Source organism: Pseudidiomarina donghaiensis, from assembly GCF_900116895.1.
Lineage (GTDB): Bacteria > Pseudomonadota > Gammaproteobacteria > Enterobacterales > Alteromonadaceae > Pseudidiomarina > Pseudidiomarina donghaiensis.
On sequence record NZ_FPCF01000007.1, the window covers coordinates 62153 to 85664 of the forward strand.

Annotated in this window: 22 protein-coding genes and 1 pseudogene; 9 read left to right on the plus strand and 14 right to left on the minus strand. The window is 47.0% G+C overall.

Annotated features, from left to right (window positions below; translation table 11 throughout):
• Window positions 1-18: 18 nt before the first annotated feature.
• Together BM334_RS10905 and tesB are read left to right on the plus strand one after the other, a co-directional pair.
• On the plus strand, window positions 19-894 hold the full coding sequence (locus tag BM334_RS10905) for a GGDEF domain-containing protein (protein WP_092841660.1): 876 nt from the start codon (window positions 19-21) through the stop codon (window positions 892-894).
• 53 nt (window positions 895-947) lie between these two features.
• The gene (tesB, locus tag BM334_RS10910; RefSeq protein WP_092841662.1) at window positions 948-1805 is read left to right on the plus strand and encodes an acyl-CoA thioesterase II; all 858 of its coding nucleotides are present in this window, start codon (window positions 948-950) and stop codon (window positions 1803-1805) included.
• A 33-nt stretch (window positions 1806-1838) separates the two neighbouring features.
• Here tesB and BM334_RS10915 read toward each other — a convergent pair whose 3' ends face one another.
• Together BM334_RS10915 and udk are read right to left on the minus strand one after the other, a co-directional pair.
• Entirely contained in the window at window positions 1839-3086 is a 1248-nt protein-coding gene (locus tag BM334_RS10915) for a NupC/NupG family nucleoside CNT transporter (protein WP_092841664.1), read from the minus strand.
• Between the two features lie 36 nt (window positions 3087-3122).
• Window positions 3123-3755, minus strand: a complete 633-nt coding sequence (udk, locus tag BM334_RS10920; RefSeq protein ID WP_092841666.1) for a uridine kinase — start codon at window positions 3753-3755, stop codon at window positions 3123-3125.
• Between the two features lie 193 nt (window positions 3756-3948).
• On the opposite strand from udk, the gene BM334_RS10925 reads away from it, so the two are divergent.
• The 4 genes from BM334_RS10925 to BM334_RS10940 all read left to right on the plus strand — a co-directional run bounded on the left by BM334_RS10925 (window position 3949) and on the right by BM334_RS10940 (window position 10423).
• Complete coding sequence (locus BM334_RS10925; protein WP_092841668.1) at window positions 3949-6735, plus strand: M16 family metallopeptidase; 2787 nt, start codon at window positions 3949-3951, stop codon at window positions 6733-6735.
• Window positions 6736-6879: 144 nt separating this feature from the next.
• Window positions 6880-8004: an S-(hydroxymethyl)glutathione dehydrogenase/class III alcohol dehydrogenase gene (locus BM334_RS10930; RefSeq protein WP_092841670.1), complete on the plus strand. Its 1125-nt coding sequence runs from the start codon at window positions 6880-6882 to the stop codon at window positions 8002-8004.
• The gene (gene fghA / locus BM334_RS10935; RefSeq protein WP_275069551.1) at window positions 7991-8830 is read left to right on the plus strand and encodes an S-formylglutathione hydrolase; all 840 of its coding nucleotides are present in this window, start codon (window positions 7991-7993) and stop codon (window positions 8828-8830) included. Before BM334_RS10930 ends, fghA begins: the two co-directional genes overlap by 14 nt.
• 75 nt (window positions 8831-8905) lie before the next feature.
• Window positions 8906-10423, plus strand: coding sequence for a putative bifunctional diguanylate cyclase/phosphodiesterase (locus tag BM334_RS10940; RefSeq protein ID WP_092841672.1), 1518 nt, complete (start codon window positions 8906-8908; stop codon window positions 10421-10423).
• Here the strand turns inward: BM334_RS10940 and BM334_RS10945 are convergent.
• Together BM334_RS10945 and BM334_RS10950 are read right to left on the minus strand one after the other, a co-directional pair.
• Window positions 10386-11312, minus strand: a complete 927-nt coding sequence (locus BM334_RS10945) for a sensor domain-containing diguanylate cyclase (RefSeq protein WP_092841674.1) — start codon at window positions 11310-11312, stop codon at window positions 10386-10388. The two genes, BM334_RS10940 and BM334_RS10945, sit on opposite strands and share 38 nt — an antisense overlap.
• Window positions 11309-12649, minus strand: a complete 1341-nt coding sequence (locus BM334_RS10950) for a diguanylate cyclase domain-containing protein (protein ID WP_092841676.1) — start codon at window positions 12647-12649, stop codon at window positions 11309-11311. The genes BM334_RS10945 and BM334_RS10950 overlap by 4 nt, the downstream gene beginning before the upstream one ends.
• A 163-nt stretch (window positions 12650-12812) precedes the next feature.
• Here BM334_RS10950 and BM334_RS10955 point away from each other — a divergent pair, with 163 nt between their 5' ends.
• Window positions 12813-14174, plus strand: a complete 1362-nt coding sequence (locus tag BM334_RS10955; RefSeq protein ID WP_092841678.1) for a patatin-like phospholipase family protein — start codon at window positions 12813-12815, stop codon at window positions 14172-14174.
• A 4-nt stretch (window positions 14175-14178) separates the two neighbouring features.
• On the opposite strand, the gene BM334_RS10960 is transcribed toward BM334_RS10955, so the two are convergent.
• The 7 genes from BM334_RS10960 to BM334_RS10990 form a co-directional block, all read right to left on the minus strand.
• Window positions 14179-15222: a catalase family peroxidase gene (locus BM334_RS10960; RefSeq protein ID WP_092841681.1), complete on the minus strand. Its 1044-nt coding sequence runs from the start codon at window positions 15220-15222 to the stop codon at window positions 14179-14181.
• Window positions 15223-15303: 81 nt separating this feature from the next.
• The gene (locus tag BM334_RS10965) at window positions 15304-15456 is read right to left on the minus strand and encodes a DUF3149 domain-containing protein (RefSeq protein ID WP_092841683.1); all 153 of its coding nucleotides are present in this window, start codon (window positions 15454-15456) and stop codon (window positions 15304-15306) included.
• Between the two features lie 88 nt (window positions 15457-15544).
• Window positions 15545-16774: a methyltransferase gene (locus BM334_RS10970; RefSeq protein ID WP_092841685.1), complete on the minus strand. Its 1230-nt coding sequence runs from the start codon at window positions 16772-16774 to the stop codon at window positions 15545-15547.
• Window positions 16775-16782: 8 nt separating this feature from the next.
• Window positions 16783-17265: a SixA phosphatase family protein gene (locus BM334_RS10975; protein WP_157981887.1), complete on the minus strand. Its 483-nt coding sequence runs from the start codon at window positions 17263-17265 to the stop codon at window positions 16783-16785.
• Window positions 17266-17325: 60 nt separating this feature from the next.
• Window positions 17326-17817: an LURP-one-related/scramblase family protein gene (locus tag BM334_RS10980; protein ID WP_092841689.1), complete on the minus strand. Its 492-nt coding sequence runs from the start codon at window positions 17815-17817 to the stop codon at window positions 17326-17328.
• Between the two features lie 40 nt (window positions 17818-17857).
• Window positions 17858-18604 (minus strand): glutamate racemase, encoded by a 747-nt coding sequence (murI, locus tag BM334_RS10985; protein ID WP_092841691.1) that lies wholly within the window; start codon window positions 18602-18604, stop codon window positions 17858-17860.
• A 75-nt stretch (window positions 18605-18679) separates the two neighbouring features.
• Window positions 18680-19018 carry a zinc ribbon domain-containing protein YjdM gene (locus BM334_RS10990; protein ID WP_055438699.1) on the minus strand — a complete coding sequence of 113 codons (339 nt, stop codon included), beginning with the start codon at window positions 19016-19018 and terminating at the stop codon, window positions 18680-18682.
• 165 nt (window positions 19019-19183) lie between these two features.
• Between BM334_RS10990 and BM334_RS10995 the strand changes: the two genes are divergently transcribed.
• Both BM334_RS10995 and BM334_RS11000 read left to right on the plus strand, forming a co-directional pair.
• The gene (locus BM334_RS10995; RefSeq protein WP_092841693.1) at window positions 19184-19657 is read left to right on the plus strand and encodes a nuclear transport factor 2 family protein; all 474 of its coding nucleotides are present in this window, start codon (window positions 19184-19186) and stop codon (window positions 19655-19657) included.
• Entirely contained in the window at window positions 19657-20157 is a 501-nt protein-coding gene (locus BM334_RS11000) for a GNAT family N-acetyltransferase (RefSeq protein ID WP_198677378.1), read from the plus strand. Before BM334_RS10995 ends, BM334_RS11000 begins: the two co-directional genes overlap by 1 nt.
• A 371-nt stretch (window positions 20158-20528) precedes the next feature.
• Here the strand turns inward: BM334_RS11000 and BM334_RS11005 are convergent.
• The 3 genes and pseudogenes from BM334_RS11005 to BM334_RS11015 form a co-directional block, all read right to left on the minus strand.
• Window positions 20529-21242, minus strand: a pseudogene (locus BM334_RS11005) (transposase).
• 219 nt (window positions 21243-21461) lie between these two features.
• Window positions 21462-21938, minus strand: a complete 477-nt coding sequence (locus BM334_RS11010) for a potassium channel family protein (RefSeq protein ID WP_235598939.1) — start codon at window positions 21936-21938, stop codon at window positions 21462-21464.
• Window positions 21939-22085: 147 nt separating this feature from the next.
• Window positions 22086-23411 (minus strand): phospholipase D family protein, encoded by a 1326-nt coding sequence (locus BM334_RS11015; protein WP_241970980.1) that lies wholly within the window; start codon window positions 23409-23411, stop codon window positions 22086-22088.
• Between the last annotated feature and the right edge of the window lie 101 nt (window positions 23412-23512).

Here is a 23512-nt window from a genome sequence, read left to right on the forward strand (position 1 = left end):
CCAAACGGTGATCCAACAATGACACACCCGAAATTAGCCACTTTTGAAGCACTCGGCGAGTACATAGACTTACTACTTGACGCGATCTGCGTGGTAAACCCGCACGGCGAGTTCATTTATGTAAGCGCCGGTGGTGAACGGGTATTTGGCTATGTGCCGCAAGAAATGATTGGCCGTTCAATGTACGAGTTTATGCATCCCGATGACCATGAACGCACTCGCCAAGCCACTGCCGAAATTATGCAGGGAGTGGTTAAGTTTGACTTCGAAAACCGCTATATCCGCAAAAATGGCGAGGTTGCCACCATTCTTTGGTCAGCCCGCTATTCCGAGAAAGATGACTTACGGGTAGCCGTTGCGCGTGATATCACAGCCCAGCGCCAAGTGGAACAAGAACGCCAACAACTTCTGGAAAAGCTAGAAAAGTTGGCGTTATTTGACCCGCTCACCGAGCTTCCTAACCGCAGCTATTTTTATCAACGCGCCACCCAAGCGCTAGAACATCATAGTGACATCGCCATTGTTTACATTGACTTGAACCACTTTAAAGAAATTAATGATGGCTATGGCCACGCCATTGGTGACCAAATATTGCATGCTGCAGCACAACGCATAAGTGCGTCTGTGCGCAGCCATGATACCGCAGCTCGTATTGGCGGTGACGAGTTTGTCGTGTTACTCGAGCGCATTCAGCAGCATAGTGACGCCGAGGCTATTGTGCAAAAAATTCAGCGCGCTTTGTGCCAACCCATTCAAATAGATGCACTACCCAATGTTCGGTTTGATTTAGCGGCAAGTTTTGGTATTGCCTTATCAAAGGAACTCGGTGGCGACTTACAAACGCTACTACTGCATGCAGATAATGCGATGTACAAAGCCAAACGCAACGCTTGAAGCGCACTATTTAAGCCTTATAATGAACTCATCAGACCAGATAAGGAAACCCTATGAGTCAGGTGTTACACGATTTATTAGACTTACTTAAACTAGAAACCATCGAGCAAGGAATTTACCGCGGTCAAAGCCAAGACTTAGGCTTCGGCGCAGTATTCGGTGGCCAAGTCATTGGTCAGGCTTTATCGGCGGCCAAAGAAACCTTACCCGAAGACCGCAAAGTGCACTCACTGCACACTTATTTTTTGCGCCCGGGAGACGCTCACAAGCCAATTGTTTACGATGTGGAAAACATTCGCGACGGCAAAAGCTTTTCAACCCGCCGCGTGCAAGCCATTCAGCATGGTAAGCCCATTTTCTACATGACTGCGTCATTTCAAATTGACGAGCCAGGTTTTGAGCACCAAGACACCATGCCTGAAGTGCCGGGGCCAGAGGGTTTAGTGTCTGATATTGATATTTATCGTGAACACGCAGAGTTAATACCCGAGGCCATTCGTAACAAGTTTATTTGCGAAAAACCCATAGAAATGCGCTTCGTCACTGCCAACAACCCGTTTAAGCCAGTGGTTGACGAACCGCGCCGCTATGTTTGGATTCGCGCGAACGGTGAGATGCCAGATGACCCACGCGTGCACAAGTATTTGCTGGCTTATGCGTCAGACTTTAATTTTTTGCCCACTGCATTGCAACCACATGGGCACAGCTTTGCACAGCCGAATATTCAAATGGCGACCATTGACCATTCCATGTGGTTTCACAAAGACTTTCGCATGGACGACTGGTTGCTATACGCCATAGATAGCCCAGTAGCAACTGGCGCTCGCGGCTTAGTTCGTGGTCAGGTATTTAGTCGCGATGGCACTTTGGTAGCCTCGACCATGCAAGAAGGTGTGATGCGTAAGCGCTAGGCGTTTCACCCTAGCGCTTAGCTGACGAGCTTGTTAACCAAGCGTAAAGAAGAAACCAGCAATGGCGGCACTCATCATATTGGCAAGGGTTGCCGCCAATAATGCTTTTAAGCCCAAGCGCGCAATGTCATGACGACGGCTTGGTGCCATACCACCTAACCCACCAAGCAAAATTGCAATCGATGAAAAGTTAGCAAAGCCGCACAACACAAAGGTAATAATCACTTGGCTGTGCATGCTTAATTGGTCTTTGTAGTTCACAAAATCTAGGTAAGCGACGAACTCGTTAATTACCAGTTTCTGGCCAATAAAACTACCAGCCAACTGCGCTTCGTCCCAGCTGACACCAAGCACATAAGCCACCGGTTGGAAAATGTAACCAAATAGCTGTTGCAGTGATAGGTCTGGGTAACCAAACCAGCCGCCAACCCAACCAAACATGCCGTTAATCAGTGCAATAAGCGCCACAAACGCAATCAACATAGCACCGACATTAATGGCGAGTTGCACACCGCTTGATGCACCTGCTGCTGCGGCATCAATCACGTTAACAGCACGGTCTTCAACCTCAACTTCATCGGTTTTGGTACTTTCACCTGCGCCGGCAATAATATTATCAATATCCTCGCGTGGCTTTTCGGTTTCAGGAATGATCATCTTGGCCATCAACAAACCAGCCGGTGCTGCCATAAAGCTGGCGGCAATAAGATATTTTAGCTCAACCCCAACACCAGCATAGCCAGCCAGCACCGAGCCTGATACCGAAGCCATACCACCCACCATCACGGCGAATAATTCTGAGCGCGTCATGCTGGCAATAAATGGGCGCACCATCATCGGTGCTTCAGTTTGACCAACAAATACGTTAGCCGCTGCTGACATAGACTCAGGACGGCTGCTGCCGATAATTTTCTGTAATGAACCACCCAAAATACGGATAATCCACTTCATGATACCTAAGTAATACAGCACCGAAATTAATGACGAGAAAAAGACAATAACGCTTAGTACCTGAATGGCAAACACAAAGCCAAAATCGGCCGACGCTAAGCCACCAAACATGAACTGAATACCGGCGTTGGTAAACGCAATCACTTTTGCGACGCCCGAGGCGACCGCATATAAAACGTCTTGCCCAAACGGCACATAAAGTACAAACGCACCCAGCGCTAATTGAAATGCAAATGCCCCGCCTACGGTGCGCCAGCGAATCTGTTTACGGTTACTAGAAAATAAATAAGCAACCAATAAGATGATCGCGATTCCAAGAAAACTATTCATAAGTAAATGCCGTTTTTGTTATCGTTATTTGTCAGATTATTCAGCCAGCAACTGGCGAATTTTTGATTTAATTAAATCGATGGCAATTTCATTGTGGCCACCACGGGTGACAACTAAATCAGCAAATTGCTTCGAAGGCAGAATAAACTCAAAAAAGGCGGGACGCACGGTTTCTTGATACTGCTCTGCTACTGACTGAATTGTACGGCCGCGTTCTTCGACATCTCGTGTCATACGACGCAGCAAACAAACATCAAGCGGCGTATCCATAAACACTGAAATATCAAATAATTTACGCAGGTTAGGATCGTTAAGCAGAAGAATACCTTCAACCATAATGACCTTCCCTGGGCTAATTTTAATGGTGTCTGGCAAGCGTGTATGGGTTTTATAACTATATTGCGGCATTTCAATCGCTTCGCCTTGACGAAGCTGCTCTAAATGCTGAACCAACAACTCATGCTCAAACGCAGACGGGTGGTCGTAGTTCGTCAACTGACGCTGCTCAAAACTCATATGACTTTGGTCACGGTAATAAGCATCTTCGGCCAATATAGCAATACCTTGCCCACCAAGCTCAGCCACGAGTTCTTGATAAACGGTTGATGCAAATAAACTTTTACCCGATGCAGATGCGCCTGCAATGGCGATGATGGTTGTTTTTCCCACGCTTAACTTCTTTCTTTTTGCCCGACAACAGCCGGGAATTATCGTCGATTAGGCGGCTAAATGGAAGCTTTGTAAAAGTTTGAACAATCTTGTTACATTTTTGCGGGGCGAATTCATAGGCTCTGTTGCCAAGGTTGGCTATGATAGCCCCACATAAATTTATTCATGTTAGGTATAAACAAGGAAACCGACTATGAAATTTCGTCATACGCTAACGGCGGTTGCTGTTGCTTCTGTATTACTGACCGGCTGCCAAGCTACCGCAAACAATGCGCCAGCTACCGAATCTTCAGCCGTTGTAGCCCAACAGTTCCCGAACGTTGCCATTAACTACGAAAGCTTCACTTTAGACAATGGCTTGCGCGTTGTTGTTCATGAAGACCGCAAAGCACCAATTGTTGCGGTAAACGTTTGGTACGCCGTTGGCTCAAAAGACGAAAAACAAGGGCAAACCGGTTTTGCGCACTTATTTGAGCACTTAATGTTTAACGGCACCGAAAACTACGATGACGAATATTTCGGCCCGTTTGAACGCGCTGGGGCTACCGACATGAACGGTACCACCAACAGTGACCGTACCAACTACTTCCAAAACGTACCAACCCCAGCGCTAGATATGGCGTTATGGATGGAATCTGACCGCATGGGCCACTTGCTTGGTGCAGTTACCCAAGCCAAGCTTGATGAGCAACGTGGCGTTGTACAAAACGAGAAGCGCCAAGGCGAAGCACAGCCTTATGGCCGCGTGTTTGGCTTCTTAGCTGAGCAAACCTTCCCTGAGGGGCACCCATACTCGTGGTCAACCATTGGCTCGATGGAAGACTTAAATGCTGCGTCTTTAGAAGACGTGCATCAGTGGTTTAACGATTATTACGGTGCTGCCAATGCTGTGGTTGTATTGGCTGGCGACATTGACGTAGCTACTGCGAAAGAAAAAATGCAGAAGTATTTTGGCCATATTGCGCCAGGCAAGCCGCTACAGAAATTAGAAAGCTGGGTTGCGAAAAGCACCGGTACTAAGCGCGCCACCATGGAAGACAACGTGCCTGCAGCACGAGTTTATAAGCTGTGGAATACTGCTGAAATGGGTACCGCCGACTCAACTTACTTGAATTTGCTAACCAGTATTTTAGCCAGCGGCAAAAACTCGCGTTTGTATCAGCGCCTTGTTCACGAAGAGCAAATTGCCAGTATGGTTTCTGGCTTCCAGTACGAACGTACTCTTGCCGGCCAGTTTTTCGTGATTGCCGACGCCAAGCCAGGCGTTGAGCTTGAACAAATTGAAGCCATCATTGATGAAGAGCTTGCGAAAATTATTGCCGAAGGCCCAACCGCTGAAGAACTTGCGCGCGTGAAATTCTCTGGCGTTGCTGATTTTGTTCGTGGCGCCGAACGTATTGGTGGGTTTGGTGGTAAGTCAGACTTGTTAGCCGCTGGTGAGGTTTATCACAACGACCCTGGTTTCTACAAAGCCGAGTTTGAACAACTAAAAAGCGCTACCCCGGCCGATATTCAAGCAGCCGCAAAACGCTGGTTAAGCGATGGTGCTTTTGTGCTAAACGTTGTACCGCAGCCGCGTTTCCAACCGGCAGCAGCACAAGCTGATCGTTCTAAACTGCCTGAAGTTGGTGAGTTGCCGCAGCTTGATTTGCCAGAACTAACCACCTTTACCCTATCCAACGGCCTTGAAGTTGCTTTAGCTGAGCGCCATGACGTACCTACGGTACAAATGAACTTAAGCTTTGATAGCGGCTACGCATCAGATTTCGGTGGTAAAGTGGGTACTGCGAGTTTTGCCATGAGCATGCTGCGTGAAGGCACTGCACAGCGCTCTTCACAAGACATCGCTCGTGAATTAGAAATGCTAGGCACCAACTTATACACCAACGCAGGTATCGACAGCTCGACAGTGTCAATGGACAGCTTAGTTTCAAATCTTGAGCCGAGCTTAACGATTTTTGCTGACGTAATACAAAACGCGACCTTTGCCGAAGATGAAATTGAGCGCAAACGCGGTAACTGGCTAGAAAACATTAAGAAAGAGAAAGCCTCACCAACCAGCCAGGCAATTCGTATTCTGCCAGGTTTAATTTTTGGTGATAACCATGCTTATGGTGTGCCGTTAACCGGCTCGGGTACTGAAGCTTCAATCACGTCATTAACTCGTGATGACTTAATTAGCTACCGTAATACATGGTTGCGCCCTGACAATGCACGCTTAGTTATTGTGGGTGCCACAACAGAAGCTGAAATTAAGCCTCTGTTAGAAGCGGCCCTCAGTAACTGGCAGGCTCCAGCGACAGCGAAGCCAACCAAGCAGTTCACCGATGTTGCTATGCAGCCACAGCAGCGCGTGTACATTATTGACCAACCCGGCGCACCACAGTCGACTATTTTAGCGGGGCATTTGGCACCATCTGAGCGCGTTGATAACGCTGAAGCATTAGACGTGACCAATACCATTTTGGGCGGTAGCTTCACTAGCCGTATCAACATGAACCTGCGTGAAGACAAAGGTTGGTCTTACGGTGCCCGCACTATTTGGTCTAGCTACAATGAAGCAGGCATGTTCATTACCATGGCACCGGTACAAACGGATAAAACCAAAGAGTCAATTCAAGAAATTGTGAAAGAGTTGACCCAGTACCAAACTAAAAAGCCAGCGACGGCTGCAGAACTTGAAAAAGTGCAAATGAACAAAACTGCGAAACTGCCAGGCGCCTACGAAACCAAGGGCGCGTTGCTAAGTGCCATAGTGGGTACGTTAGATAAAGGTAAAGATATGGCATGGTTAGAGAACTATGCCGAGCGTGTAACGTCTATTACCTTAGATGACGTGAAAGCTAACGCCAATACGCTAATTAACCCAGAGTCACTGACTTGGGTCATTATTGGCGATGCAGCAAAAATCACTGACGACGTTCGTAGCTTGAACTTAGGTGAAGTGACCATGCTTGATAGCGATGGTAACCCGCTGTAACACGCGTTCCACCAATGTAGTATTCTGCACCTCTTGCCGCTCTGCTAGCCTTGCTACAGAGCGGCTTTTTTATGAGCCTTTTTTAATTTTCCGCCGTAAGGGTTAAACTACCCTTCTCATACATGAAAGCAAAAGGACGTAACCATGGACATGATCAAAACGCGCGCTGCAGTAGCATGGGCACCTGGCGAGCCATTATCCATTGAAGAAGTGGACTTAATGCCGCCGCAAAAAGGTGAAGTGTTAGTGCGTATTGTTGCCACCGGCGTTTGCCATACCGACGCATATACCTTGTCAGGTGCAGACCCTGAAGGTGTATTCCCAGCTATTTTAGGGCATGAAGGCGGCGGCATTGTTGAAGCCGTTGGTGAAAGCGTCACTTCTGTTGAAGTTGGCGATCACGTTATTCCTTTGTACACCCCCGAATGCGGTGAATGTAAGTTTTGTAAATCGGGCAAAACCAACCTGTGCCAAGCTATTCGCAGCACCCAAGGTCAAGGTTTAATGCCTGACGGCACCACGCGCTTTTCAAAAAACGGCAAGCCTATTTACCACTACATGGGCACCTCGACTTTCTCTGAATACACAGTCGTCCCCGAAATTGCGTTAGCCAAAGTCAGCAAAGAAGCGCCTTTAGAAGAAGTGTGTTTATTAGGTTGCGGCGTCACCACCGGTATGGGTGCGGTTATGAACACAGCCAAAGTGCAGCCTGGCGATACCGTGGCGGTATTTGGCTTAGGCGGTATTGGCTTGTCCGTAATTATTGGCGCCGTGATGGCCAAGGCTAGTCGCATTATTGCCATTGATATTAACGAATCAAAATTTGATATCGCCAAAAAATTAGGTGCCACCGACTGTATTAATCCGAATGACTACGATAAACCAATTCAAGAAGTCATTGTCGAGATGACCGACGGTGGCGTTGATTTCTCGTTTGAATGCATTGGTAACGTGAAAGTGATGCGATCTGCCCTTGAGTGTTGCCACAAAGGCTGGGGCGAATCAGTCATTATTGGGGTTGCCGGTGCCGGCGAAGAAATCTCTACCCGCCCATTCCAGCTGGTTACAGGCCGAGTATGGCGTGGCAGCGCTTTTGGCGGCGTGAAAGGTCGCAGCCAACTACCTGACTACGTGCAGCGTTATCTTGATGGTGAGTTTGAGCTGAGCACCTTCATTACCCACACCATGGGGCTGGACGACATCAACAAAGCGTTTGATTTAATGCACGAAGGTAAATCGATTCGCTCGGTGATTCATTATGATAAATAAACTTAGCGAAACCAAAGCCTTTGGCGGGCGGCAAATTCGATTTGAACATGAATCAAACACACTAAACTGCACCATGCAGTTTAGTGTGTTCCTGCCGCCACAAGCCGACACCACAAAAGTGCCAGCGCTATATTGGCTATCCGGCTTAACCTGTACTGATGAAAACTTTAGTAGCAAAGCTGGTGCGCAGCGTGTGGCTGCCGAGTTAGGTATTGCGCTGATTATTCCTGACACCAGCCCGCGTGGCGATGACGTACCCGATGACAGCGACGGCGCTTATGACTTTGGCTTAGGTGCAGGTTTTTACGTGAATGCAACCCAACAGCCATGGGCAAAGCACTACCACATGTACGACTACATTGTGCAAGAACTGCCACAACTTGTTGAGCAAGCCTTGCCGCTTAACCGTGTACGCAGCATTAGCGGCCACTCAATGGGCGGTCACGGTGCACTAGTCATGGCCTTACGCAATGAGGGCATGTACCGCTGCGTGTCGGCGTTTGCGCCAATATGCCACCCCACACAATGCCCGTGGGGGCACAAAGCATTCAGCGGCTACTTAGGCGATGACCGGAGTGCTTGGCAAGCCTATGACGCCACCGAATTGCTATTGAAACACCGCACGGCGCCGCCCATGTTGGTGTCGCAAGGTGAGGCTGATAACTTTTTGGCAGAACAGTTGCGCCCAGACGACCTTGCGCAAGCCATTGCACAAACTGGCGTCCAAGCCACAATTGAACGCCATGACGGTTACGACCACAGCTATTATTTTATTGCGAGTTTTATTGAACAGCACTTACGCTTTCATGCGAAATACTTAAAATAAATGTGGTTAAATTTTCTGCTCCTTGCTAATGTAAATTTTACCTAAACGGTAAAACAACACGACAAGGAGCAGTGTATGTCGCCGCGTCGCACAGCCGCAGCCATTGCGTTTCTCTATTTATTCCTAGGCTATATCTGGATTAGCTTTTCAGATCGTTTTGTTTTTACTCTAGCCGCAGAGTCTGCTTACTTAACCCAACTGCAAACCTACAAAGGCTGGGCCTACGTTACCGTTACTGCTTTGCTGCTTTATGTACTCGCCCACCGGGCACTGCAGCGTGAGCGCAACCTTTCTGAGCGCGATGGGTTAACGCTATTACTTAACCGTCACATGTTTGAACGCGAACTTGACAGCGAACTCGCCTATGCCAAAAACAAAGATCACAACCTCACCGTGATCATTCTTAACATAGACGGCTTCAAACAAATTAATAGCCACGTCAACCTTGAAGCTGGCGACCGTTTTCTAGTACAGATTGCAGATATTATGCGTGACTCTTGTCATCAGCAGGCACTATTGGCCCGTTTTGGGGGCGACGAGTTCGCCATTGCCCTGCCCGACTCACGCTGGCCTGACGCTGTGGTGCCGCTTATTCAACAAATTCAACGGCGCATTCAACATTTGCATGTGGCAGAGGCGCCACGCTTGAATTTTTCGAGCAGCGCTGGAATTTCGTTGTACCCGCGCGACGGTTCCACCGCGAATTCACTTATTGATGCGGCGACATTAGCGTTAGATGAAGCCAAAAACTCAGATCGCGGCTCTTATAAATTATTTAATGCTGAGTTAAGTCAAATTGTTTCATCACGCGCACAGCTGCTGCTTGACCTGAAAGAAGCCGTTGAGCAAAAACAATTAACGGTGGTTTATCAACCGCAGTTTTGCGTGCAGAAAAACATCATGACCGGGGTGGAAGTATTAGTGCGTTGGCACCACCCGAAAAAAGGCATGATACCGCCTTCTGATTTTATTCCATTGGCAGAAGAGAGTGGATTAATTTGTGCCATTACTGACTTTGTTATGCATCAAGCTATACACGAATTAACAACCCATGAATTGCTCTATCGCGACATAAAACGGGTGTCGTTTAACGTGTCTGCCGCTGACTTTAATCATAGTGAAAGTTGCGAGCGCTTTATTGCGAACTTATCGTCGTTACCAGGCGACTGGTCGGTGATTGAACTAGAGCTAACTGAAAGCGCTGCGCTATTAAACTTAGAGGGCATTAAAAATGTGCTAGACGTACTGCGCCAGAGAGGGGTGCAAGTTTCGTTGGATGATTTTGGAACGGGTTACTCTTCGCTAAACACACTGCGTTTGCTGCCCATTCAAGAAGTGAAAATAGACCAAAGTTTTGTCAAAGACATTATTAAAAACAAACAAGATGCCAAGCTTGTGCGCACCATATTAGCCATGGCACAGGCGCTTCACTTACGTGTCGTTGCTGAGGGTGTTGAAACACATGCGCAAGCTAATTACCTCATGAGCGCCGGCTGCGAAGAGTTTCAAGGTTATTTGTATGCGCGTCCAATGTCGATTGAGCACCTCGTCACCTTTATTCGGAATCTGAAGCAGCAACGTGCGCAACCTTAATCTGATTCTTTCCTTGCTGTTTTGCCTGGTACATGGCGGCGTCAGCGGCACGCAAAATACTCGCCACATCATAGTTCATACTCGCATCGCCACAGTGGCAAACGCCCATCGACAACGTCACTGGCCAATTGTGGTCAGCCAGCTCGTGCATCAAACGCTCTCGCACACGCTCAAGCACATGCAAGGCATCCTCAAGGGTTGCTCCTGGATGAATGGTGGCAAACTCATCACCACCAACGCGTGCCACTAGGTCTGAACCTCGGCAGCCGTTTTTAACCACTGAAGCCACGTGTTGCAGAACCTTATCACCAACTTCGTGGCCTTGAGTGTCATTGATGTGTTTGAAGTCGTCTAAATCAATAAAACACACGGCAAATTGCCAACCATGTTCACGCAGTTCAAGAATGTCGGTTTCAAGCTCTTCAACAAACGAGCGTCGGTTAGCAAGGCCGGTTAAATGATCAGTTAGAGCAAGCGCTCGCTCGTGTTCAAGTTCACGACGAATTTTGTCTTCGGTAAGCTTTAATGAGGTGGTATCGCGTACAAATGCAATGGCATATGGGCCATCGTCAAATTGCACATGACTGAGCATAATTTCCACATAAATGTTGCTGCCATCTTTGTGCTGCCCGACAAATTTGAAGCCTTTGCCCATGGGCCGATTCTCACCATGTTCAAAAAACGAGTCGACGTGATTTTGATGCACGCTGCGCACCGCTTCAGGCAATAACATATTTAGATTTTGACCAAGCAGTTCACGTTTTTTGTCGTAGCCAAACATGTCAACCAACATGCGGTTCACCAAAACAAATTCACTGTTTCGGTTAACCACCATGGCTGCATCAGGAATCACTTCGATTAATTCAGCTAGAGTGCGGTTTGTATTCATGCGTTCCGTTTTTGTTTGTACATCTTATGGTCGGCGCTGTGTATTAACGCATCGAGGGTTTTACCATCAGCCGGAAAGCTGGCATGCCCTAAACTGGCCGACACTTCAATAATCTGAGACTTATAACGCACCGGCTCACGTATTGCTTGCGCAAGTTTATCACATTGCTCAGCGATAATTTTCGGATTATCAACACCCATCAGCACTACCAAAAACTCGTCGCCGCCAATACGGGCGACTAAATCGGACGTACGGGTATTGACCAACATTCGGTGCGCTAACGATTTTAGTACGATGTCGCCAGCCTGATGGCCGAATTGATCATTAATTTGTTTAAAGCGATCAATATCAATCACGACCACCGTGAACGGCGTTGGGTGTCGCCCGTAAATGTTCACTAAGGTATTCAATTGCTCCATGACTTTACGGCGATTGGCAACGTTAGTTAACGGGTCGACCATAGCTTCACCATACGAGGCACGATACCACATAAACAATGTAAAGAGCATGATATACAAGGCGAGTACGTAAGGATATCCGATGAGCCGCACCCGTTGTTGTTGCCAGAACGTCAATACTTGATTGGCGTCAGCTGCCAAGGCTAACAACCAATAGCCATTGGGGAAGCGCACACGCTCTGTAAGGTTGGCATAAGTGAAGGTATCGGCCGAGCCCATGAAGATATCGCCTTGGGCGCCAAGGCCGTCGCGCCCACGAATGGCGATATCAAAACGCTCTGCCATATGGTGTAGCCCAACTTCAGCGAATAGAGCTTCAATATCAACCACCACAGCGACCACCCCCCAATACTCTTGTAATTGATCGCTGTGGGTGTAAATCGGAATTCGATAAATAAGCCCCTGCCCTCCTTGAATAAGGTTTACCGGCCCAGCTAATATGGTTTTTTTCGTTTCTTGTGCGCGGAGCACTGCGTCTCGTTGCTCTGGAATGGAGTCATAATCAAAACCAATGACAGCTTCGTTATTTTTTAACGGGTACACAAACTCAATAATATTGTTTGGAGCGACCGCAAGGTTACGAATGAATCGAGTTTGTTCAATGAGATCTTGTGCTAAACGTTGCCATTCTTCTGGTGAGCTATTTGGGTGTGATGTTAGATAACTTGCAAAGCCCCACGCGCTATAAATCGCTAAATTAATTTCTGACTCGATATCGGCGCGCAATTTGGTGAATTCCGACTGGGTTTCGCTTAAATACTGAGCCTTGGCTCGCTCCTTGTTTAAGGTGTGAAAATATTCAACTGAAACTAACGCCAATGCCAACGAGCTGAGCACAGCAATAATAAAGGCAATCCGTTTGGGTCGTGTGACAAACACAGTAGCTCCAATAACAATGTAAACTCTTTAAACATAATGCAACTGTTGTAATTAGCAACTGAATTTATGTATCAATTTGCATAATTATTGCGCGAAACTAGCCACTCAATTGATCTCGCTATAAACTGAATTGAATCATTTAAAGCACAAACCAAGGGTTACAATGTCGAAGTGCACGTTCATTAACATTCAAGTTGTTATCTATTTAGCCATTGCTTTATCGGGATGTGCCACCTATGGCGTTATTGATAACCACTCACAGGTGGCTGATGCATCACCACAAAATTATTCGTTGACCAACTATGCCGCAGAGCATAACCGCTCTGACGACATTACCTTAGTGCTGGCTTTTTCTGGAGGTGGCAGCCGCGCAGCAGCTCTGTCTTATGGCGTGCTTGAAGGGCTACGCGATACTCAAGTGACTATTGACGGTAAAACCGTTCGCTTGCTTGATGAAGTGGACATGATCACCTCAGTGTCAGGCGGAAGTTTCACCGCTGCTTACTTTGGCTTGCACGGCGACAAAATATTTAACGATTTTGAAGATGACTTTTTGCGCCGCGATTACGTGTCAGAATGGGTTTACGGTATTGCTAGCCCAGTATTGTGGTTTTCTAACCGTGGCCGTACCGATATTGCCACACGTATTTACGAAGAACGCTTATTCAAAGGCGCAACCTTCGCAGATTTGAACAAACGTAACGGCCCACTCATATTAATAAACGCGTCAGACTTAGGTGGTGGAATACGGTTTTCATTCGTACAAGAATATTTCGATTTACTCTGTTCAAATATTGCCAGCTACCCTATTTCACGCGCAGTAACCGCTTCTTCAGCAGTACCCGTGATGCTCAACCCAGTGGTATTAAAAAATCACAAAGGCTGTTTTAACGCCGCGCAAAATTACCTAGAAGAGTTAAACGAAGCGCAAATTGCCGAAGCCAAATTGTCACCACACCTATTGGAAACCGTGGCGTCGTTGCGCAGTTATAAAAATAGAGACGAGCGCCAATACATTCATTTGGTAGATGGCGGTATTACAGATAACCTGGGGTTAATGGCATTTTATGAGCTCGTGGAAATTGGCGGCGGCATTACCAACTTTATGAAACGTATCGGTAGCAAACCTTCAAAACGCTTGGTTATTGTGTCAGTAAATGCCTCAACCAAGCCGCGCTACAATATAGAACACACCAATGAAATTCCCGATATTGAGCCCACCATAAGCGCTGTAACTGACACGCAGCTGCACCGCTATAATGCAGCGACCATTAGTTTAATTCGCCGTAGCATGGCGCGTTGGTCTGACGAACTATCGTCATTTTGGGAACCGATAGATCCTTATTTTGTGGAAATAAACTTTGAGGGAATTCAACAGCAGCAACGCCGCAGTTTCTTTAATCAAATACCCACCAGTTTGTCATTAAATAAAGAACAGGCTGACGCGCTAATAGCAGCAGGCGTTGAGTTGCTTGAAGAAAATTCAGAGTTTCAACGCCTACTTTACAGCATGAATAACGAGTAAATAATTATTGATTACTTAGTCGTTGACCGAATGAAATAGCATATGCTGCTGAGCGAATTGGCAACACTGGGTCGTCACTGGGGCGAATACCACGTGCAACGCGCACGGGGTCGAAGTTGATGGGCGTACAGGCCTCACCACCGGCGCTTGTTACCGTGATGGTGCCCACATGAACTTGCTCACGATCAGCAGGCCATTGAGCTGACGGGTCGTTGGTTGGGTCATCGGCCGCGCCAATGGTCCAATGCCAATCGAAGGTCACTGCACCGTCGTTTTTCACCTGCTCAATTAAACGCTCAGTTAGAAAGCTTTGTGGCCCAGACTCAACCTGCTGCTTGGTTAAGTTTTTTTCGCCAGCTTGAGGCACGAGTTGCCAACGAAATTTCTGAGCATCGCCTTGGGTATTGGCCCAAAGAGCATGAATGCCATAGTAGGTTGCCGACGTATACTCGGCAGACGCGGTACGGCCACGATTCCATTCAATAGCCGGTTGCATAGATGGGTGCGCCGCCATGAATTTTTGTACGTCTTCACGGGTTGCTTCGCCACGCATCATTTTTAGGTTCCACTGCAACAGGCCTAAAAAGTGGTTCGGGGTGGCCCCTGAAAAAACCGGCGAGGTAATACCGGCAATGGTATGTGATTGATTGTTCGGCAGTTCAAATTGAATACCCACGCCACGCGCTCCGCGTCGCTCATCGGCATTGGGGTTGCCACCACCCATCGAAAAACGCAGGGTTAATGGCGCATTATCTACTTGAAATAACGGGCTGGTGAAGCGCTGTTTCGCTGCCGTCGATGGGGTAAATTCCCCTACAGCACACACGCCGCGAGCGTGTGCTTTACGAATACCGGGGTGCTCGCCGTTAATTTCTTTAAAAATGGCAATGAAATCTTGCGCGGTGGCACTTTTTGGCAACGCATAGTGCTGGTCGTCTTCAGCTTTGGAATGATTATGTGCGACAACCGCTGTAGGCAGCGCAAACATAACCGCCAGTGTCAGTGACTTGAAAGCTACTGGCGAAAATGCATGTTGGAAACGTTTCATCGGGCATTCCTTTCACTTAAATGAAGTATTTAAATAAGATTAGAATTAGCCCCTAACTTACGCCAACAAGTTCGCAATTGATCAATGAGAACCCGATTTTTGCTCTGCTTCTGCCTCTGCAGCCTTTTTAATAAAGAAGATGGCATAAAAAACGCACAAGCCGATAACGATTGCGAGACCAGTAAATGAAAAGAAAATAACCGGGTCAGTAAAAAACTCGCGCCAGAGACTCATAACCTTACTCCTTATGTGGTTTATGAGTTTATGGTAGTCGAGCCACTAAAAATTATATTGACGCGCATCAATTTTCCGCACGCAACGATTAACGTCGCTGCGCTTTTAGCAAAAAATTTCGCGGTGTTTGTTGGTAATCGCAAAACTCAACAATAGTCACGTTATAACCCTGCTCTTCTAGCCAAGCTGCACGGTCAAGCACCAATAAGCACTCGAGCGGGCGCCGAAATACATGGCGTAACAACTCTAACCGCGCCACCCGTTGCATGCGCTGTTGCCCTTCGGCTAAATACCGAGGCCAGTCACACTGTGCTGGCAACTCAAGCTGGTGTTGTTGTGCCGCCCACTGCGCAAAGTCTGCAAAGGCGCCAGCAAACCACTTTTTGTTGACCGAATTTAGCGGTTTGTAGTGCGTATCGCCGGTGAGTGATTCACGCAGACATTGGTACGCAAGCCGCCAATGAACCTCGGTTTGGCGTAGCTTTGCCACCCGCTGCCCCGCTGTTACTTGTGCTTGTACTGCCAGCTTGAGGTCATGCGCACTGAAAGTGAGCTGGTGCTGATGCAGTTGCTGCGTTGCCGCGCTGGATAACCCTTGATACGGCACTTCTTTGGTTAAGTGGTAACAACAAGGCGCAATATAAATTTGCTGGCAGTGTGCCGCGGCAGCTTGTGTAATTAAACGATGATGCAGATCGCCACAGGCATGCAGTGCCAATGCTTGTGAGGCTTGGTTCAATTCTGGCGCTAAACGTTGTGTATCGGTGATGACATTGGCATGCACAAAGCGCTGAGCAAGTTGCAGGTTTTCAGCCAAGGCCTGCCCCGCTTGGCATAGCTGCGCTTGCCATTCCACACTAATCACCGGTTGGGCACGGGTAAATGCCAACAATCGGCCCAAGTGGCCTTTGCCAGCACACCATTCAATAGCAGTGCCAGTGTCCGCCGGAATTTGCCCTAAAAACGCACGAATTTGTGCCAATTTGCGCCCGCCAATATTGTTACTCAGCCAAAACGGCTGTTCTTCCAGCATCGAAGGGCTTAGTTGAGCATTGGATGTGATGGGTGGCAGCGCCATCACGTCATTAAACCAAGGGGCAAAAAACGCATTTAAAGCATCAATATTGGCATCAAGGTACTCGACGTCATCATCGCTGAGCTGTTCAAGTGCCAGGCGCAGCTCGCTTGGCGCCAATGCTAACAAAGGGTCGGTATTTCCCAGCGAATCACACACTGCCGAAAATGAAACGAATTGCCAGTATTCTCGAAATGCAGCAAGCGTTTCAACATAGCGCTTCAGGGTATCCGCAATGACCATAAACTGGCTTATTCGGCAGGAATATAAAAGCGCAAGGTCGTCACTTTGCCAGCCACAATCTGCACCACAAATAAGTCGCCATAGTCTTTCTCTGACAGCTCCGGGGCATTCCCTCCAGCCGCTCGTACTATGTCCGGCACTGTATTGCTATGACCAATGATTACAGCCGTTTGCCCGTGCCCGCGCACTGCTTCAATTAAGCCGACGCTATCGCCAGCGGCGTAAGTGTTTACCGTTTGACTCAGTTGTTTTGCCAATGGCGCAGCGGTTTGTTGGGTGCGCTGATACTTGGTGGCATAAATGCGTTGTATGCTTGCTTTACTCAGCACTTTGGCTAGGTTTGCCGCTCGTAGCTGGCCTTTTTCAGATAGTTCAGGGTCTGGCTTATTCGCGACTTTTTCGGCATGACGGAACACATAAATGGTTTGGCTTTTGCTGCTAGTTTGTGCCTCGCCCTCAACTTGACTTTGATCAGTTGCTGCATGTGCCATGCCAAATACCCCTAAAGAAAAAATTACACAAACCATTGTACGAAACAGTGCATTGACCATTTAATCCGACGCCTTCTTCTCAAGCTGCATAGCAACCACCGCCAACACGGTAAAAAGCTCATCGTCATGGCTGTCGGTCAGCACTTCAACATTGTGCGTGTCGCGAATAGATAACAATTTTTCGGAAGCCTTCGCCAACAGCTGATTATTGCGCGTAATGGTAAAGGCTAAATCCAGCAAATTACCTTTAAAAACTGCGCCTTCATAGGGGCCACCGGTCACCCAATACTCACGCTTCAAGCTAAAAAACTTGCGTTGCAGTGTCATCGGCCCAAGCTGGCCGGAAACCGCAAACGTCGGTCGTATAGCCAACCGTTTATGATGAATTTGCATCAGCTCTTGGTCATTGTGGTCGTAAATACGCCAACGCCGTTTAAGTAAAGCAAATTCACCTTTAGCGTAGTACGCCAACTGCTCAGATGAACTGTCAGTAATATCAATACGCCCCAACAATGAAACAATGCGTGTGGCAAATGTAAGCGTGCGAGCCATAAGAGGTTCCTAGTTTTGATTTTTCTTATTGTTATGGTTGTTAAAGCGACAAGCCCCAGTGCTTTGCCGTGCGTTTTACCGCCTCAACATTTTCTGAAGCTAAAATACGAATCGGTGTTTGCTCAAAACGCAGGGGTAAATCGAGGTTTTGTTGTAGCCACGCCACCATAGCTTCACCCGAATGAATGGCCGCAACGCCACCAAAATACTGTGCAATTTGCTCAGCAATTAATGGAAAGTGCGTGCACCCCAACAACACCACATCGGGTTTGGTTAACGGGCTGAAATAATGACGCATGGTTTCTTGCAATATCGGCCCTTCAAACAGCGCTTCTTCCACAATGGGCACAAATAACGGCGTGGCTATGGCGTCAATATGCCCCACACCAAGGGCTTCAATGCGCTTTTGGTAAGCCCCTGAGCTGATGGTGGAGCGCGTGGCAATAATGAGCACCCGCGTATTATCACTGACAGTTCCGAGCTGCTGCAACGCCATAACCCCAGGCTCTAGCACACCATACACAGGCTTGTTCGAAAATTGCTGCATGGCTTCCAGCGCCGTCACACTCACGGTGTTACAGGCCACCACCACACAGTCCACATCGGCGCCGTTAAAAAACTCAACCGCTTCAAGAGCATAACGCGTTACAGTGGCTTTATCTTTATTACCATATGGCACCCGAGCGGTATCACCAAAATAGGTGATTTCGCTAAACAGCCCGCTTTGCTGCAACGACTTGGCCACGGTTAAACCGCCAACCCCACTGTCAAACACGCCTACTTTCATGGTTTTCTCATTATTTATTTATACAAAAGTACTTGGTACAACGCTTGTTGAACACTGTTTGCTGTGCGCCACAGTCTAGCTGCTTTGACGTTTGACGAACTGCGATTTCAACATCATGTCGCCGGCGCCATCTACTTTGCAATCAATGTCATGGTCGCCATCGGCAAAGCGCTTAATGGTTGCCTTGGTGCCTACTTTCAACACCAATGACGAGCCTTTTACTTTTAAGTCTTTAATTAACGTCACCTTGTCGCCTTCAGCTAACGGCGTGCCATTGGCGTCTTTCACCTGAACAGCGGTTTCTTCCGCCACTTCATTCGGGTTCCATTCATAGGCGCACTCGGGGCAAATCAACAACGCTTGGTCTTCGTAAACATAACTCGAATTACATTTTGGGCAATTTGGTAGGCTCATCGTTTTACTTCTTTTCATTAGGCAGATAACAGTTGCCTGATCATAGCGCTTCTTATCCAGAAATAGAAATCGATATCAAAGGATAGTGTTACTACCGCAAAACGATTAGAGTAAAACACTGACTTTTTAACGTGCTTTCGTAGAAAATTACAGTGGAAAAATAAAATGAAAAACCTCTTAATAATTAGCCTTGTGCTTGGCTGCCTTTTCACCCACCCGGCAGTGCAAGCGAAAGCAACTGAGCAAGTGCAACAAGAAGTGCAAAAAGATGTACAAGCAGCCATTGAAACCTTTTTGTATGGCGCCAGTGTGAATGATAGCGCTGCTCACCGCGCATTTTGGTCAGAGCAATTAACCTACACCAGTTCAAGTGGCACCCGCTTTGGTTGGCCCGAACTTGCGCAAGGGTTCAGCGACGCACCGCCGCTAGAAAAAAGCGAAGTAACAGCCTGGTACACCGGTGAAAACTTTGAGTTTAAGCGCTTTGGCGACGCGATTTTGGTTAATTTCACCTTGGTACTCACCCCAGTCGATAGCAATGAACCATCGCAGCGATTCTACAATACCGGTGTGCTGCAAAAGCAAAACGGCCAGTGGCGCGCTGTGAACTGGAACGCCACAAAAGCGGTTACCGAGTAATGCTGCAACTTGTTGTGCCGAGTGCCGACTACCAGGCCAGTTATTTAAGCTATATTGCGGAGCTTGGCGACGAAGAGCGCTACCCTTTTCCGTTAGACTTTGAGCACAGTGATTTTCCAGCCATGTTGGCGCGAATTGCAGCATTTCGTCTGGGTGAGAATATTCCACAAGGCTATGTGCCAAGCTCGACGTTTTGGCTGATTCGAGATGGCGAAATTGTTGGCTGCACCAACGTTCGGCACTTCTTAAATGCTCAAATAGAGCACTGCGGTGGCCATATTGGCCTCAGTATTCGCCCTAGCGCACGTGGCCACGGCTTGGGCGTTCACCTGATGCAGTTAAGCATTGCCGAAGCTCGCCGCTTAGGCAATAACTGCGTGCACATTCATTGCCATGCCCACAACTCAGCTTCGCGCGCGCTAATTGAGGCCTGCGGCGGTGTGTTGCATTCATACGTTGTTGTTGCTGGTGAGCAGGTCTTGCGTTTTCGTGTTGGGTAAACAAAAACGCCGCTCAAATGAGCGGCGTTTTATTAGGAATTGGTGGAGATGGCGGGAGTCTTATTTTAGATTTAATTATTTGATAATATTAAATATTTTAATAAAGCTAAAGATTTTGGAATACAATCTGGAATACTAAAATCTATTCTAAGCCCTAGCCAGCAAATACTATTTTCATCAAACGTAAATCATCTTTCGCTTATCCACCGAAACTCATGATCTAAAACAGAGTCAGGTTCGACGTTTCCCGTTATTGCCAGGGCAACTGTTTCTCGGAATTTTTTGATTGATCTCATCCTTTCAATATCTTGGAACCTATTTGGTCGGCGACTTTGTAATCCCCCCATTTTAAGCAGCAGTTATTCGTAGAATTAATGAACCGCTTGCGTTAATTGTTTGGGCGGAATGCCTCCGATGGCCGTGTTAGGCCGTTCGTTGTTATAAAGCCAAAGCCACTGAGTGGCAAGTTCTTGTGCATGTTCGACGCTTTCAAACAGGTGTAAATCGAGCCATTCATGCCGCACTGTTCGATTAAATCGTTCAACATAGGCATTCTGAGTTGGTTTGCCGGGTTGAATATAGAGCATCGTAATTTGATGTTTTTCAGCCCAGTTAATTAGCTCGCTTGACAAATACTCTGGGCCATTGTCGCAGCGAATAGCAGCAGGTTTTCCTCGCCATTCAATAACTTGCTCTAAGGCTCGAATAACACGAGCACTTGGCAGCGAAAGGTCCACTTCGATGGTTAACCCTTCGCGGTTGTAATCGTCAATGACGTTCAATGGCAGCTTGCGCCATCTCCTTGCGCTGAGATGGCTTTACAGCTTTCCCTCAAGGGCTTCCTTGCGGATCTCAGCCTTGAGTCGCTCTTCGGCATACATTTTCTTGAGACGCTTATTTTCGTCCTCAAGCTCTTTCAGACGCTTCATCATAGATGCGTCCATGCCACCAAACTTGGCGCGCCATTTATAAAATTGAGCTGAGCTCATACCATGTTCACGGCAAAGCTCTGGAACGGGAACACCGTTCTCGTTTTGTTTCAGAATCGCTAAGATCTGACTGTCTGTGTATCGTGATTTGCGCATAGAAAACTCCTTCGTTTTAGTTTAACGGAATTTTCTACTTATAACTGCTCCGATTTTTCGGGGGGATTACACCAGAAGTTAATTCAGTATCATTTTTTCCAGAAATAGGCTCATTTTTAATTTGCCCTATTGTGCTGCAGCCTAAGCTGGTAACAGAAGCTGATAGGATTACGAGAAGTCTAATTTTATAAAAAAGAAGCTTCATTTAAACTATTCGCTCTATGGTTTTGAACCGTTAGTGTTTTTTTGCAAACTGTGCTTTTGAGACTTTAGTTGTAATGAGAATAGCACTGCCGCTATAAGCATTGGTATAAAGAAAGTTCCTAATAACGCCTGGAAAGCGGCCAATAAGCGCAAGCTTTCAGTGGGTTGAAAGTCTCCATAACCTAAAGTGGTCCATGTCACTACTGAAAAGTACAGGGCGTCAACAGGACTAAAAGAGATTTCCTGACCGTATAAAATCCCAGCTCTTTGATAAAGAGTGGCAAACGCAAAAATAGTTACATAGATGGCTAAAAACATCTTGCTAAGTTGGAGCCCAACCTTGTACTCGCGATACTTTTTGAAGATATTCCAAAGTGAAGTGATGAATACTGTAGAGATAAAAAAAATAGTGACCGACATATTTATTTCTGCATCAGAGGCGAATAGTAATGCGGTATAAGCAATGGGAACAAAAACAAAAATAATAACCATCCACGCTATACCTAGATACTTTAGTATTCTATTTAGCATTTTTATGACCTATAGCATTCCAACAAAAAAACCGACTAATATGACCATGGTTCGTACATAAAGTGATTAAGAAAAAATGGCGCTTTACCGAGTAAGCCAACTCACTTTTCAAAGCAACCAATCAATGGGTAACAATGAAAAAAAACCGGCCGAAAACCTTTGAAACCAGGTTGTTCCTGGCTCTGTATCGTATCGGCGATGATGGCTGCCGTTTTGCTCAAGCCAGTATAGCGAACCGGATGGAGCTAAGCGCACTTCATAGGCGCTGTAAGGGACTTCTTCGATAAAGACATCTGTCATCGTTGATGCTATTTCGGGGCTCTCAATAACAAAGCCAAGCTCAGTATTGAGCCTTGCTGAGCGAGGGTCAAAGTTAAATGAGCCAACAAAAACACGTTGTCCGTCAACGGCAAACGTTTTTGCATGAAGGCTGCTTGCTGAACTGGAGAAACTTGTTTCGACAGATTCATAGATAGTGGTATCGGTGCCAACAGTACCTGGGCGCATCTCAAATATGCGTATATCAGCTTCTAAGAGACGTTTCCTCCACTTTGCGTATCCCGAGTGCACAACGGCAACATCGGTAGCGGCAAAGGAATTTGTTAACACACTAATACTCACCCCGTTTTCCGCAATGCTCTCTAGCGCTTTTACTCCCGACAGGGTTGGTACGAAATAGGGAGAAACCAGTAATAATTGCTTTTTAGGTTGACCAATTATCTTTCGGAGTGCGTGAACAATGAGTTGATCCGGCTCCGCTTTACCTAAGGCTTTAAGCGGGCTATCACTCACTATTTGAGTTTCAGCCCAAATAATTGAATCGTTATCCAATAACTCACTGAGATCGGATGGTTGATCAATATTAGTTTGATGAATAAATAAAGAGGAGTCTGATGGCGTCGTTGATTGAGAAATAAGTTCATAGGGGTAAGCTGAGTTACTGTTCCAAAAAGCGTCAAAATCGCTGGATACTTTCGCAACTACATCTCCTATCGCAAGAACATCCAGATCAGCAAAAAGAATACCATCAGAGCGGTAAAAATAGTCATCACCGATGTTTCTTCCCCCGACTATCGTAGCTTGATTGTCCACAGTAAGAGACTTGTTGTGCATGCGTCTGTTTGCTCGTGGGAAGTCGGTTATAAACCCTAGTACTCGAGAGCTTCTGGGGAGAAATGGGTTAAATAATCGCACTTCTATACTAGGATGACCGTTTAGCCTTTGTAAGGACTCGTCAATATCCCGGGAGTGAAGATCGTCCAATAACAACCTAACCTTTACACCACGATTAGCAGCTTGGAAAATGGCTTTAGTTAAACGTTGCCCAGACTTATCGTCACGCCAGATATAATATTGAATGTCCAGTGCAACTTGTGCATTGTTGATTAATATCAGCCTGGCATCTAAGGACGGCTCTGCTTCGGCTAAAGGCATTATACCGGTACTTTCGGGGGAGTTTCGAAGTATCGGAGATAAGAACTGACCAAGCCGAGTGCTTTGAGTTTTTGAAACTGGCACAGAGTAGCTTGGCGTTC

Bases quoted from the DNA above. Each gene is read 5' to 3' on its own strand.
- BM334_RS10925 (WP_092841668.1), top strand. From the start codon at position 3,949: ATGAAATTTCGTCATACGCTAACGGCGGTTGCTGTTGCTTCTGTATTA.
- BM334_RS10975 (WP_157981887.1), bottom strand. From the start codon at position 17,265: ATGGCACATGCAGCAACTGATCAAAGTCAAGTTGAGGGCGAGGCACAA.
- BM334_RS10995 (WP_092841693.1), top strand. From the start codon at position 19,184: ATGAAAAACCTCTTAATAATTAGCCTTGTGCTTGGCTGCCTTTTCACC.
- BM334_RS10940 (WP_092841672.1), top strand. From the start codon at position 8,906: ATGTCGCCGCGTCGCACAGCCGCAGCCATTGCGTTTCTCTATTTATTC.
- BM334_RS10960 (WP_092841681.1), bottom strand. From the start codon at position 15,222: ATGAAACGTTTCCAACATGCATTTTCGCCAGTAGCTTTCAAGTCACTG.
- BM334_RS11000 (WP_198677378.1), top strand. From the start codon at position 19,657: ATGCTGCAACTTGTTGTGCCGAGTGCCGACTACCAGGCCAGTTATTTA.
- murI (WP_092841691.1), bottom strand. From the start codon at position 18,604: ATGAAAGTAGGCGTGTTTGACAGTGGGGTTGGCGGTTTAACCGTGGCC.
- BM334_RS11015 (WP_241970980.1), bottom strand. From the start codon at position 23,411: ATGCCTTTAGCCGAAGCAGAGCCGTCCTTAGATGCCAGGCTGATATTA.
- BM334_RS11010 (WP_235598939.1), bottom strand. From the start codon at position 21,938: ATGGTTATTATTTTTGTTTTTGTTCCCATTGCTTATACCGCATTACTA.
- BM334_RS10905 (WP_092841660.1), top strand. From the start codon at position 19: ATGACACACCCGAAATTAGCCACTTTTGAAGCACTCGGCGAGTACATA.
- BM334_RS10955 (WP_092841678.1), top strand. From the start codon at position 12,813: ATGTCGAAGTGCACGTTCATTAACATTCAAGTTGTTATCTATTTAGCC.
- BM334_RS10965 (WP_092841683.1), bottom strand. From the start codon at position 15,456: ATGAGTCTCTGGCGCGAGTTTTTTACTGACCCGGTTATTTTCTTTTCA.
- BM334_RS10980 (WP_092841689.1), bottom strand. From the start codon at position 17,817: ATGGCTCGCACGCTTACATTTGCCACACGCATTGTTTCATTGTTGGGG.
- BM334_RS10915 (WP_092841664.1), bottom strand. From the start codon at position 3,086: ATGAATAGTTTTCTTGGAATCGCGATCATCTTATTGGTTGCTTATTTA.
- BM334_RS10930 (WP_092841670.1), top strand. From the start codon at position 6,880: ATGGACATGATCAAAACGCGCGCTGCAGTAGCATGGGCACCTGGCGAG.
- BM334_RS10945 (WP_092841674.1), bottom strand. From the start codon at position 11,312: ATGAATACAAACCGCACTCTAGCTGAATTAATCGAAGTGATTCCTGAT.
- tesB (WP_092841662.1), top strand. From the start codon at position 948: ATGAGTCAGGTGTTACACGATTTATTAGACTTACTTAAACTAGAAACC.
- BM334_RS10970 (WP_092841685.1), bottom strand. From the start codon at position 16,774: ATGGTCATTGCGGATACCCTGAAGCGCTATGTTGAAACGCTTGCTGCA.
- BM334_RS10990 (WP_055438699.1), bottom strand. From the start codon at position 19,018: ATGAGCCTACCAAATTGCCCAAAATGTAATTCGAGTTATGTTTACGAA.